Annotated in this window: 13 protein-coding genes and 1 pseudogene; 5 read left to right on the top strand and 9 right to left on the bottom strand. The window is 38.4% G+C overall.

The genetic code is table 11. The features are described 5' to 3' along the window. Nucleotides 1-104, bottom strand: a pseudogene (locus FTV09_RS15415) (IS5/IS1182 family transposase); the annotation flags it as partial. A gap of 266 nt (nt 105-370) precedes the next feature. Continuing rightward, nucleotides 371-601, bottom strand: a complete 231-nt coding sequence (locus FTV09_RS15410) for a hypothetical protein (RefSeq protein ID WP_067762830.1) — start codon at nt 599-601, stop codon at nt 371-373. A gap of 213 nt (nt 602-814) precedes the next feature. Here FTV09_RS15410 and FTV09_RS15405 point away from each other — a divergent pair, with 213 nt between their 5' ends. Both FTV09_RS15405 and FTV09_RS15400 read left to right on the top strand, forming a co-directional pair. Next, a complete protein-coding gene (locus FTV09_RS15405; protein ID WP_180058811.1) occupies nt 815-1,294 on the top strand; it encodes a CinA family protein in 480 nt (159 codons plus the stop codon). Between the two features lie 80 nt (nt 1,295-1,374). Then, nucleotides 1,375-1,992 carry an aminotransferase gene (locus FTV09_RS15400; RefSeq protein WP_067762828.1) on the top strand — a complete coding sequence of 206 codons (618 nt, stop codon included), beginning with the start codon at nt 1,375-1,377 and terminating at the stop codon, nt 1,990-1,992. Nucleotides 1,993-2,049: 57 nt separating this feature from the next. Here FTV09_RS15400 and prpC read toward each other — a convergent pair whose 3' ends face one another. Continuing rightward, the gene (prpC, locus tag FTV09_RS15395; protein WP_180058810.1) at nt 2,050-3,186 is read right to left on the bottom strand and encodes a 2-methylcitrate synthase; all 1,137 of its coding nucleotides are present in this window, start codon (nt 3,184-3,186) and stop codon (nt 2,050-2,052) included. 2 nt (nt 3,187-3,188) lie between these two features. Beyond that, entirely contained in the window at nt 3,189-4,073 is an 885-nt protein-coding gene (gene prpB, locus FTV09_RS15390) for a methylisocitrate lyase (RefSeq protein ID WP_067762826.1), read from the bottom strand. Between the two features lie 236 nt (nt 4,074-4,309). On the opposite strand from prpB, the gene FTV09_RS15385 reads away from it, so the two are divergent. The 3 genes from FTV09_RS15385 (at nt 4,310) to FTV09_RS15375 (ending at nt 6,563) form a co-directional block, all read left to right on the top strand. Next, entirely contained in the window at nt 4,310-4,963 is a 654-nt protein-coding gene (locus FTV09_RS15385; RefSeq protein ID WP_067762825.1) for a TetR/AcrR family transcriptional regulator, read from the top strand. Between the two features lie 114 nt (nt 4,964-5,077). Then, nucleotides 5,078-5,995, top strand: a complete 918-nt coding sequence (argF, locus tag FTV09_RS15380) for an ornithine carbamoyltransferase (protein WP_067762824.1) — start codon at nt 5,078-5,080, stop codon at nt 5,993-5,995. 91 nt (nt 5,996-6,086) lie between these two features. Next, nucleotides 6,087-6,563 carry a hypothetical protein gene (locus FTV09_RS15375; RefSeq protein WP_180058809.1) on the top strand — a complete coding sequence of 159 codons (477 nt, stop codon included), beginning with the start codon at nt 6,087-6,089 and terminating at the stop codon, nt 6,561-6,563. Between the two features lie 44 nt (nt 6,564-6,607). Here FTV09_RS15375 and FTV09_RS15370 read toward each other — a convergent pair whose 3' ends face one another. From FTV09_RS15370 to argC, 5 genes are all read right to left on the bottom strand, one after another. Next, nucleotides 6,608-6,961 carry a YnfA family protein gene (locus FTV09_RS15370; protein WP_067762822.1) on the bottom strand — a complete coding sequence of 118 codons (354 nt, stop codon included), beginning with the start codon at nt 6,959-6,961 and terminating at the stop codon, nt 6,608-6,610. Between the two features lie 80 nt (nt 6,962-7,041). After that, the gene (clpA, locus tag FTV09_RS15365) at nt 7,042-9,318 is read right to left on the bottom strand and encodes an ATP-dependent Clp protease ATP-binding subunit ClpA (protein ID WP_180058808.1); all 2,277 of its coding nucleotides are present in this window, start codon (nt 9,316-9,318) and stop codon (nt 7,042-7,044) included. A gap of 12 nt (nt 9,319-9,330) precedes the next feature. Then, nucleotides 9,331-9,744: an ATP-dependent Clp protease adapter ClpS gene (gene clpS, locus FTV09_RS15360; RefSeq protein ID WP_067762820.1), complete on the bottom strand. Its 414-nt coding sequence runs from the start codon at nt 9,742-9,744 to the stop codon at nt 9,331-9,333. An 18-nt stretch (nt 9,745-9,762) separates the two neighbouring features. Then, entirely contained in the window at nt 9,763-10,512 is a 750-nt protein-coding gene (locus FTV09_RS15355) for a hypothetical protein (RefSeq protein WP_180058807.1), read from the bottom strand. Nucleotides 10,513-10,590: 78 nt separating this feature from the next. Further along, a complete protein-coding gene (gene argC / locus FTV09_RS15350; RefSeq protein WP_180058806.1) occupies nt 10,591-11,637 on the bottom strand; it encodes an N-acetyl-gamma-glutamyl-phosphate reductase in 1,047 nt (348 codons plus the stop codon). Between the last annotated feature and the right edge of the window lie 236 nt (nt 11,638-11,873).

The following is an 11,873-nucleotide window of genomic DNA, read 5'->3' as shown; positions in this document are numbered from 1 at the left end:
GTAGCAGGATCAAACCAAATGGCAATATTTCCGCGACTCATAAGTGCTCGGTTATATGCGGGCCAATTGGTTGTGCGGTAGATTTTGTGTGCAGGCTTCTTCATTTGAAAATTATATCGCTGAAAAACCCTTTACAGATAGGTTTGTGCAACAAAGCTGCTTATATTATAAATAAAACATAAAAAATTTACGCATATAAAAGTATATTAATTAATCAAGCAATCCTGATAAATGAAATTTATATGTGTATTAAATATTTATTATCTATTTTTATATTCAATCTAAAATAAAATTACAATATGTTTCACCGGAAGTTTTTAAATAATAAAAAAGCCCTCATTATAAATGAGAGCAATTCTTATTTATAATTTTATACAGATAAAACTTTAACAATAATCGTTTGGCTGTCTTCATTTTCTTCAGCTAAATAAACTCGCTTTAACTCTTTACTTTTAACTTTAAACTGGTGATTTTGATACTGGATGATAGATGGAATTTGATCAAAATAAAGACCATCCACATCAAGTTCTTCTTGAAAAAGTGGTGTGCCTAACTGATAGTCTAGGCTTTTTAATACTACATATTTAACAGTCGTTTTCATTGAAATGTTCCCACTTTTGATACGCTCTTTATTTTAAGTTTTAACACCCTTTAGCAGGATAGGAAACCTTTAATTGGTTATTTTGTTCAGCTTCTAATCGATTAAGCATTTTTCACTTTTAAACTCAGGTAAAATATCGATCTATAGATAGATATCTGATTAGAAATTCATTCTAACTAAAACTTATTTCACACAATATTGGACTTTAGCGCAATGTCAATTTTGAAAACATGCTGTGATCAATTGCAACAGCAAAATTTAACCATCGCTTTTGTTGAAAGTGCGAGCTCAGGCTATTTGCGTAGTCAGTTTTCTATATATAAAAATAGTGGCGCAGACATCTTACTCGGCGGGCTTGTAAGCTATGATCCTTCGGTTAAGCGTGAAATTTTAAAAATAGACAATGAAATAATTACTGCATTTACTGCAGAATCTGCAGAAGTGACCGAAGCTATGGCTACACATGGTCACCAACTTTTTAAGCATGCCGATTTTGTTGTAGCATGTACAGGGTTATTAAAGCCTGGAGGCAGTGCGACATTGGATAAACCTGAAGGTACTTTTTATATTTCTATTTCTTTTAAAGGGCAAATATCAAATTACCACTATTTTATTGAAGGCAAGCCATTAGAACGACTGAATATTCTGACTGATCATGTCGCTAGCAATATCTTAAATTTAATCCAACAATAAATAGATACAATTCTTATCGTTTTAAATGCTTTCTAAGCGACATAATATTCTCTAAGTTCATTTTTTTTGGAGCGCATTGCATGAATCATTTACATACTTTTAGTGCTGCGTTCTTTAGCTTATTTTCATTGTCAGCATATGCAACTGTTGGTGGACCACAAAATATCGAAGTGTTGGGCTTTGATAAGAAAGATCAAAAAATTTATGTTATGCGACATTTTCATGATGGCCGTGGTCGTTTACCGCAACTTTACTACTATCAATTAAATGCGAAATCACCTACTCAACTCATCACTGTTAAATCGCTCTATATCAATCCAAAAACTAAACGTATTGACTATGATCAAGACAGCACAGCTTTTGATAAAGAGATAAAAAAAATAAAAAATCGACTGACTCGCTTAACACCGATTAATAACAACAATGTGCGAATACAAATGATCACAACCATGAATGGTACAGCCAAAGCTTGGTATGACCCCAGTGAAACCATAGATAAGTGGAAATATCAATACCGTGTTAAAAATTCAACATATAAAAGCGCATTACAAACCGCTGAAACATATAAAGAAGGCTTAAAAGTTTCACAAACCTACAAAGTACCTCAACAGCCTTATTTACTCAGCACAGTTAAATACTTAGGTATCCCATTTGAAACTGGATATACCGTAGAAGATCCCATTTTATTAAGTAAGTAGCTGTTCTATATAAAATTGAAAAAGCCTCCGAAGAGGCTTTTTTTATAAATACTCTAGTTATGCTGCTGAACGTTCAGCAATTGGTACAACTTTACGCAATTCAGGACCAGTATAGTCTGCGCTTGGGCGAATAATACGGTTATCTGCACGTTGTTCCATTACATGCGCTGCCCAACCCGTTACACGCGACATCACAAAGATTGGTGTAAATAGTTTTGTTGCAATATCCATGAAATGGTATGCCGAAGCGTGGAAGAAGTCAGCATTACAGAATAGTTTCTTCTCACGCCACATGACTTCTTCACAGCGAACAGATACTGGATAAAGTACGGTATCGCCAACGTCTTTTGCTAAACGCTCAGACCAAATTTTGATAATGCCATTACGCGGATCATTGTCTTTATAGATCGCATGACCAAAGCCCATGATTTTTTCTTTACGTTCCAATTTACCAAGCATTTCACGCTCAGCTTCTTCTGGTGACGTCCAGTTTTCAATCATTTCCATTGCAGCTTCATTGGCACCACCGTGTAGTGGACCACGTAATGAACCAATTGCACCCGTAATACATGAATGCATATCAGACAAAGTTGAAGCGCAAACGCGTGCTGTAAATGTTGACGCGTTAAATTCATGCTCTGCATATAGAATTAACGATACATTCATCACTTGCTCATGCAATTCATTTGGTTTTTCGCCACGAAGTAGATGCAGGAATTGTGCGCCAATTGAATCATCATCGGTATTTTCTTCTACACGCACGCTATCATGGCTAAAACGATACCAGTAACAAATAATTGCAGGTAATGTTGCCAAAATACGATCTGCAACGTCTTGTTGCTCTTCAAACGATTTTTCAGTTTCAAGGTTACCTAACATTGAAACGCCTGTACGCATCACATCCATTGGATGTGAATCCGCAGGAATACGCTCTAAAACTTCTTTTAACGCTTGCGGTAATTGACGTAAAGATTTTAATTTTGCTTTGTATGCAGCAAGTTGTTCTGTTGTCGGTAATTCACCAAAGAAAATAAGGTACGCAACTTCCTCAAACTGGCAATTCTCTGCCAAGTCTTGAACGTCATAACCACGATAAGTCAAGCCCGCACCACTTTTGCCTACAGTTGACAATGCTGTTTTACCAGCAACTTGTCCGCGCAACCCTGCGCCCGTGAGTACTTTTCCTTCAGCCATTTTTATTTTCCTTCTGTGAATAATTTATCTAAGGTATTTTCAAAAGTGTGATAATCAAGGAATTGATACAGTTCTTTACGTTGTTGCATTTTGTCGAGTACATTCACTTGTGTACCTTCATTGCGAATCGCCTGCATCACTTCGAGTGCTGCTTTTTGCATTGCACGTGTCGGAGACAATGGATAAAGCACCATGCTAATCCCTTGCTCACCTAATTCTTCTTTGGTGTAGTAAGGGGTATCTCCAAACTCTGTAATGTTTGCCAGTACAGGGACACCGACTGCATCGCAGACAGTTTTGTACATGGTAATATCAGTCATTGCTTCAGCAAAAATCGCATCAGCACCGGCTTCTACACATGCACATGCACGATCTATAACTGCTTGTAAACCTTCTTTTTGTAGTGCATCAGTACGTGCCATCACGACAAAGTTTGAATCCGTCTTCGCATCTACTGCTGCCTTAATCCGATCAACCATTTCCTGTTGAGTGACGATCTCTTTATTTGGACGGTGGCCACAACGCTTTTGGGCAACTTGGTCTTCAATATGAACTGCCGCAGCGCCAGCAGCAATCATTTGCTTCACAGTGCGGGCAATATTAAATGCTCCGCCCCAACCTGTATCAATATCTACCAATAATGGCGTATCAACACGTTCTGTAATACGACGTACATCTTCTAGAACGTTATCCAGACTGGTCATGCCTAAGTCAGGTAAACCATATGAATAGTTCGCAACACCTGCACCAGATAAATAAATAGCTTTATATCCAACTTCTTTTGCCATCATTGCTGCATAGGCATTTACTGTGCCAATGATCTGTAATGGTTTTTCTACTTCCAATGCTTGTCTAAATCTTAAGCCTGCAGACGTTTGTTGTGTCATATTCCTTTCCACGGCATTTACTTTAATTTTGAGTTTTGAGTATATCCATAAATTCTCCCAACTCTATGGCTTTCTAGGCTAAAAACTCTAAAACTTTAGTCAAAATATTCACTATTCACACTTTTCTTATTAGCCTTTAGTCAAAGATTTTCTATTTTTCACTAAGTAAGTAATGTGTGCATATTTTTGATATAATTTCAATTATTCTCTCTGTTATATTGGCACATTATCGTTATATGCAAGACTTAGCGCACATCGAACCTTTAGCACGTGACCTGCCACAAACTCGGCGGGGCCATGAGCGTTGTGTTGCGCTTTTAGACAGTGCAACAGAATTGTTCTTGCAACGCGGTTTCGAGGCTGTTTCACTAGACGATATTGTGAACCATGCAGGTGGTTCTAAAGCCTCGATTTATAAATATTTCGGTAATAAAGACGGTTTGTTTAAAGCGATTTGTGATTATCGCCGTAGCTTATTTTTTAAAGATATTTGTCTACCTTTTACCATCGATCAAGACACCGATTTTCGTAGCTACCTGATTCTCAACTTGGTCAACTTCCATAAACATATTGCGCTGCCAGAAAATGCCGCCTTTATGCGCTTAGTTTTAGAACAAACTGGGCGTAATCCAGAAATTGCGCGTCACATCCATGAACAAGGCCCCAAACATGTACAATGCTCAATTGCAGAAACCTTAGCGCAAGCACATGAATATGGTTTGTTATTCTGTGAAAAGCCACTATTTTCAGCGCAATTTTATTTTGGCATTTTAAGAAATTTGGAATGGCGTGTTCTGATGGGCATTTCAATTGATGAAAATGATCAAGAAACCAACGATTACATCAGTTATTGTGTTGATCGATTCCTAGACGGTCATCAAAAACGCTAGTTTTTTTGCAATTTGTATCTCTTATAGTATATTAATCGATTCCTTTTTTTCTTAACTAACCAACAACTAATTGTTGTTCTGTATTTTTGATTCAGCAATTATTGTGGAGTAACAATGGCTCTACGTCACTTTTTAACTTTACGCGATTTATCGACTTTAGAACTCAATCAAATTGTGCAACGCGCAATCGAACTCAAGCGCAAGCAACATAACAATGAAGTTTTCCAACCTTTCGTTGGTAAAGTCATGGGTATGATTTTTGAAAAATCGAGCACCCGTACCCGTGTATCGTTCGAAGCAGGTATGAGCCAATTTGGTGGTAGTGCAATTTTCCTTTCTTCGCGAGACTCACAACTTGGTCGCGGTGAGCCAGTTGAAGATTCTGCTCGTGTAATTTCTAGCATGCTTGATATTGTTATGATCCGTACGTTTGGACATGACATTGTTGAACGTTTTGCGTCTTATTCGAAAGTTCCTGTAATCAATGCATTAACAGATGACCACCACCCTTGCCAATTACTTGCCGATGTTCAAACATTCGTTGAACACCGTGGTTCGATTGAAGGTAAAACTGTTGCTTGGATTGGTGATGGCAACAATATGTGTAATTCTTATATTGAAGCTGCACACATGTGGGGCTTTAAATTGAAAATTGCGGCACCAAAAGGCTATGAACCAAAACCTGAATTTTTAGCTGAATTTGCTCATTGTGCTGAACTTGTTAGCTCTGCGGAAGATGCTGCAGTAAATGCTGACCTAATTGTTACAGACGTTTGGGCGAGCATGGGACAAGAAGAAGAACAAAAAATCCGTGAAAAAGCTTTCGCTGATTATCAGGTAAATGAACGCTTAATGGACTTAGCACATCCTGATTGCTTATTTATGCACTGCCTACCTGCACACCGTGGTGAAGAAATTTCTGAAAATATGCTTGATCACAAAAATGCAGTGGTTTGGAATGAAGCTGAAAACCGCTTACATGCACAAAAAGCATTGGTTGAGTTTTTATTGAATGAAAATATGAAAAAATAATCAGATCTTTTGTTAAAAAAAGCACCGAAAGGTGCTTTTTTTATATGCACATGTTTTAATAAAACCATAAGTTTTATAAGTGATTAGGATTATGCGTTTAAAAAATATTTGCTTATTGGCTCTTGGATTGAGCTTATCTACTTTTTCTTATGCTGGTGAACCAAGTGAATTAGATCAATATTTGGTGAAAAAGCAGATTTTAGACAGCAATTTTAGAATTAAAAACAAAACAGCTTTAAACGAAATACTTGCTGCAATTAGTGATGAAGATTCACGCACTCTACCCTATCAAGTTGATCAAAACATGTTGATGGAAAAAATGGAAGTGGAAGCGGATAAGATTGAAATTGATGGCATTATCACCACTCCTGATTTTGCCCAATTTGAACAATCAGTCGGTGAACTCAAGGTAAAGCAACTCATCAAGCATAATTCACTTCAAAACTGTGAATTACTATTCGAGCATCAATTTCAACGTGTTAATCCATATAAAATTGAAATGGATCTAAGCTCGGGTACAAAGCAATACGAAATCACCATTAAAAATACTGAGTGCAAATTTAAATAATTGCATCTATCGATACAACAAGGTTTATGAAACTAAATCAATTTTTAGCGTATTAGACCTTGGGGTTGTAAAATTATGACTGCTGCTCCAACCAATACAATTGCACCACCCATAATATCCCAACGAGTCAAGCTCACTTGATCAACAAATTTTAGCCACATTAATGCTGTAAAAATATAAATGCCACCGTAGGCTGCATATATTCGTCCTGAAGCAGCTGGATGTAATGTTAATAACCATACAAACGCAGCTAAGGCCAATGCCGTTGGGATCCATAACCACTGCGATTTATGTTGATTTAAAATCAAATAGGGAAAATAACAACCTAAGATTTCCATCACTGCAGTAATCAGAAAAAGTCCAAACGTAGCTAAGACTTTACTGAGTTGTATATCCATCGTTGATAGCCTTTTTCATTCCAAAAATATAAGCACATAAAAAACCCGTGCGAACACGGGTTTCTATTCATAAAAGCGATTTAAGCAGGTTCAGCGGTTTGATCTTCAAATACTTCAAGTTTCAAACCAACCGCTTTACCATTTTCTTTTTTCACAGAAACTGCAACATTACCGCCATGTTCTGCTAACTCACCAAAAAGAATCATTTCAGCAAGTGGTTTTTTCAGATGTTCTTGAATCAAACGCTGCATTGGACGTGCACCCATAAGGCGATCATATCCTTGTTCTGCCATCCACTCACGCGCATCTTGATCAACTTCAAGAATGACTTTTTTGTCATCTAATTGTGCCTGTAGTTCAGTTAAGAACTTATCTACGACACTTTCAATAACTGTTGTTGGCAAGGCTTTGAATTGAATCACACCATCTAAACGGTTACGGAACTCTGGCGAAAAGGCTTTTTTCATTGCATCTTGGTTATCACGGCTGTTGTCTTGCTCCATGAAACCGATACTTACACGTGAAATACTTTCTGCACCGATGTTCGTAGTCAACACAAGTACCACATTACGGAAGTCAGATTTTCGACCATTGTTATCCGTCAACGAGCCATGATCCATAATCTGTAATAACAAGTTAAAGACATCAGGATGTGCTTTTTCAATTTCATCAAGCAACAGTACGCAGTGCGGATTTTTATGAATCGCATCAGTGAGTAAGCCACCTTGATCAAAACCGACATAGCCCGGAGGTGCACCAATTAAACGTGAGACTGCATGACGTTCCATATATTCAGACATATCGAAACGAACAAGTTCAACACCCAGCAATTTTGCCAATTGTTTAGTGACTTCAGTTTTCCCTACACCCGTAGGCCCAGCAAATACAAAGTTACCTACTGGCTTATCTGGTGCTTTCAAACCTGCACGAGAAAGCTTGATGGCAGATGCCAAAGCTTCAATTGCCTCATCCTGCCCGAATACAACTCGCTTAAGATCACGTTCGAGATTACCCAAAACGCTTTTATCATCTTTCGATACTGTTTTCGGTGGAATACGCGCAATTTTAGAAACGATATCTTCAATGTTTTCAACTGAAATAACCGTATCATCTTGTTCAGCTTTCAAACGGCGCTGCGCACCAGCTTCATCAATTACATCAATAGCTTTATCTGGCAAGAAACGATCATTAATGAACTTGGCAGAAAGTTCAACTGCTGAAACGAGAGCTTGATCTTCATATTTAACATGATGGAAATCTTCAAACTTAGATTTCAAGCCACGTAAAATATCAATGGTTTCTGAGATTGAGGGCTCATTGACATCAATTTTTTGGAAACGGCGTGATAAAGCATGATCCTTTTCAAAGACTTGACGATATTCTTGGAAAGTTGTTGAACCAATGCAACGTAATGTTCCATTTGCCAAAGCTGGTTTGATCAAATTCGAGGCATCCATTGTGCTGCCCATGCTCGAGCCCGCACCAATGATCATGTGAATTTCATCAATAAATAAAATCGCTTCAGGTTTTTTCTTTAATGCATTTAAAAGTTGTTTTAAGCGTTTTTCAAAATCGCCACGGTATTTTGTACCCGCAACTAATGCACCAATATCTAAGCTAAACACTTCAGCATTTTCAAGTGGCTTTGGCGCTTTACCATTCACAATTAACCACGCCAGGCCTTCGGCGATGGAGGTTTTACCTACACCAGGATCACCAACAAGTAATGGATTGTTTTTGCGGCGGCGGCAAAGGATTTGTGCTGTACGCTCAATTTCTTTTTCACGACCAATCAGTGGATCAGTTTTGCCTTTTTGTGCTTCGGCATTTAAATTGGTTGTATATAACTCAAGTGGCCCCGCATCGGCAGAAGATGAAGTCTCTCCATCAAGCTCTTCAATTTCTTCTTCTACTTGTGATTCATCTTTGCGTGTACCGTGTGACAAATATTGAGTCAATGTCAAACGATTGATTTGATGACGTTTCAGTAAATAAACTGCAAACGAATCGCGTTCTGAATACATCGCAACTAGAATGTCAGCACCTTCGACAGTACGGTCATTGCCACTTGATTGCACATGGAAAATCGCACGTTGCAAAATGCGGTCAAAACTTTCTGTTGGATGTGGTGCTTGATCGCTATTTTCACCAAGCTTAGGGGTATGTTGTTCGACGTATTCTTCAAGTTCTTTGCGAAGAACGATAATGTCTGCACCGCATGCTTTTAATGCATTTACAGCAGAGTCATTGTCCAGTAAAGCCAATAATAAATGTTCTACCGTCAAAAATTCATGTCTCTTTTGACGAGCCATGCTGACAGCCAAACGTAATGATACTTCTAATTGACGACTGAGCATGTAATCCCCTTATTAATCTTTTGGCTCAATCTGGCAAAGTAATGGATGACTTTGTGATCGAGCGTAATTATTGACCTGGTTTGCTTTAGTCTCCGCAATGTCTCGCGGATAAACCCCTGCAACACCCTTTCCTTCATAATGTACAGTTAGCATTACTTGAGTAGCTTGGTCAAGATTCAAAGCAAAGTATTGTTGTAAAATTTCAATAACAAAGTCCATTGGGGTGTAATCATCGTTCATTAATACGACAGCATACATCGGCGGACGCTTTAACTCAGGAGGAGCAGTCAAAACCTGAATATCTGAATCTCCATCTTCATGTGAGCCTTGACTTAGACTCGGAGTCAGATGCCAATCGATCAAACCAGATTGGTGAAAAGAGTTTTTGATGTCAGATAAGCACATTTGACGTTTATTACTTCGCATAGAATTTGGGTTTCGCACTTAGTTAACACTTGCTTCAGTTTGTGGAATTTCTGAAAGGAATGCTGATTGATTTTCAACAGGCTGACCTTTAGACCAGCTAAAACGACGAATAACAGGTTTACTACCCGATAAGCGTACTTCAATAAAATCTGGACTGAAGCCTTTTGGCATCGTCCAGCGACCTGTAAGTCGCTCACTTTCACTGAAATTAAAGTTTTTATCTTCTAATGGTACAGCCAATACTTCTGTGCCTTTAATTAAGCGGATTTCAACACTACCCGAAACAGAGCTTTTTGATGGGCTGACTTGTACTAAATCTAATTGGTATTCAAATGCATTTTCAGGCAAAGGTTTAATCGCTAAATGCTGTACAGCAAGCGGCATCCCTCCACGCTGACGTAACACTTCACGATATAAAATACCTAAATTACCTGAATGTTCTTGCTCATCACGTGCTTTATTAACAGCCAAGTACAAATCATTTGAATTACTAACTGCAACATCCCGTTCTTGGATAGCAGCATTCAAATTTTTGTTTAATGTTGCAAGTTCAGTTTTCTGCTTCTGCACAACATCTACGAGCTGTTCTGCATCAGCATCATAACCAACAACCGTTAAGCCTTGACGATGACCAATACTGTATCCGAGTAAGCCGCTGCTCAGTGCCAGTATTGCTGCACCAATTGCCAGTGGCATATTCGTCTTCATAAAAGGCGTTTTTTCACTGTTATCCGGCTGTGACGTGATATTTGATTCTGTATTCGACATCGTCATCTCTTATTTTGGTTCATTCAAAGCACCCATTTAAATCTAGATTGAAATGGGTGTGAAGTTTTAAAACGTTTTTTATGGTAATAAACCAATGCCTTGTAGGCCTGCATTTTCAGCAAAGCCAAACATTAAGTTCATATTTTGTACCGCTTGTCCTGCCGCACCTTTAACCAAGTTATCTTGCGCAACAAGAATTACCAATTTTTTCGGTTGTGGTTTGCAAATCGCAATACGTAATTGGTTCGCACCACGCACCGTACGAGTTTCTGGTGAACTACCTGCTGGCATGACATCAACAAATTGTTCATTGGCATAAAAAGCTTCATATAAACTTTGTAAGTCTGCTTCAGCGCCTGCATCAGTTAGATCAATATAAATTGTACTGAGCATGCCACGAATCATCGGTACTAAATGCGGTACGAATAAAATTTCGTTAAACACACCTTTTAGACCTGAAATATTTTCTAATGCTTCCACAATTTCTGGATGATGACGGTGGCCTGCAACGCCATAGGCTTTAAAGTTATCTGCATTTTCAGAATAAATCATACCTAGGCTGGCTTTACGGCCTGCACCAGACACACCTGATTTTGCATCAATAATAATGCTTTCAGGTTTCACCAATGCGTCAGCCTTGAGTACTGGCGCTAGACCAAGCTGTACTGTAGTTGGGTAGCAACCTGGGTTACCAATCACATTGGCCTGTTTAATTTTTTCACGGTTAAGTTCTGATAAACCGTAAACTGAATCTTTTAATAATTCTGGACATGCATGGTCTAAACCATACCATTTTTCAAACTGAGCCAAGTCCTGCAAGCGGAAGTCAGCGGCAAGGTCAATTACTTTAGTATTTGCTGCAACCAACTCTTCAGCATGTTTCATTGCTACGCCATGCGGTGTTGCAAAAAATACAACGTCACATTGTTTAAGTTCTTCTATATTTAGGTCTGAATAGCAAAGGTCTGTATGTCCACGTAAACTTGGGAACATATCGTCAACACGACGACCATTTTCAGTACGTGAAGTCAGAAGTTTTACTTCTGCATTTGGATGTCGTAGCAATAGACGCAACAATTCAACGCCTGTATACCCTGTTCCACCGACAATACCTACTGCAATCACGCTCTTTACCTCTATTCAAAGTATCCATTTGATGACTGCGTAGTATGACAGGAAGTTTCGTTTTTCTGAACTGTTTTACTAGGGTTTATTTATTCAATTAGCAATCAATATGGCTTTGTTGCACAAAGATTTGAAATGCAAAGCGCCCCTAATTGAGCCAAATTTAAGGCGTAACTTGGGTAAGTGGTCGACCTAATTCCGTAAATCTGTTAAGAACTGCTACACGTGCATGGATC

Origin of the sequence: Acinetobacter sp. YH12227 (assembly GCF_013417785.1) — a bacterium.
Taxonomy (GTDB): domain Bacteria; phylum Pseudomonadota; class Gammaproteobacteria; order Pseudomonadales; family Moraxellaceae; genus Acinetobacter; species Acinetobacter gandensis.
The sequence above is the reverse complement of the archived record's forward strand: the minus strand, read 5'-3'. Positions and strand labels throughout refer to the sequence as shown.

Excerpts from the sequence above, each read along its gene's own strand:
- argF (WP_067762824.1), top strand. The coding sequence starts at position 5,078 with ATGGCTCTACGTCACTTTTTAACTTTACGCGATTTATCGACTTTAGAA.
- clpA (WP_180058808.1), bottom strand. The coding sequence starts at position 9,318 with ATGCTCAGTCGTCAATTAGAAGTATCATTACGTTTGGCTGTCAGCATG.
- prpB (WP_067762826.1), bottom strand. The coding sequence starts at position 4,073 with ATGACACAACAAACGTCTGCAGGCTTAAGATTTAGACAAGCATTGGAA.
- prpC (WP_180058810.1), bottom strand. The coding sequence starts at position 3,186 with ATGGCTGAAGGAAAAGTACTCACGGGCGCAGGGTTGCGCGGACAAGTT.
- FTV09_RS15370 (WP_067762822.1), bottom strand. The coding sequence starts at position 6,961 with ATGGATATACAACTCAGTAAAGTCTTAGCTACGTTTGGACTTTTTCTG.
- FTV09_RS15355 (WP_180058807.1), bottom strand. The coding sequence starts at position 10,512 with ATGTCGAATACAGAATCAAATATCACGTCACAGCCGGATAACAGTGAA.
- FTV09_RS15410 (WP_067762830.1), bottom strand. The coding sequence starts at position 601 with ATGAAAACGACTGTTAAATATGTAGTATTAAAAAGCCTAGACTATCAG.
- FTV09_RS15405 (WP_180058811.1), top strand. The coding sequence starts at position 815 with ATGTCAATTTTGAAAACATGCTGTGATCAATTGCAACAGCAAAATTTA.
- FTV09_RS15400 (WP_067762828.1), top strand. The coding sequence starts at position 1,375 with ATGAATCATTTACATACTTTTAGTGCTGCGTTCTTTAGCTTATTTTCA.
- clpS (WP_067762820.1), bottom strand. The coding sequence starts at position 9,744 with ATGCGAAGTAATAAACGTCAAATGTGCTTATCTGACATCAAAAACTCT.
- FTV09_RS15375 (WP_180058809.1), top strand. The coding sequence starts at position 6,087 with ATGCGTTTAAAAAATATTTGCTTATTGGCTCTTGGATTGAGCTTATCT.
- FTV09_RS15385 (WP_067762825.1), top strand. The coding sequence starts at position 4,310 with ATGCAAGACTTAGCGCACATCGAACCTTTAGCACGTGACCTGCCACAA.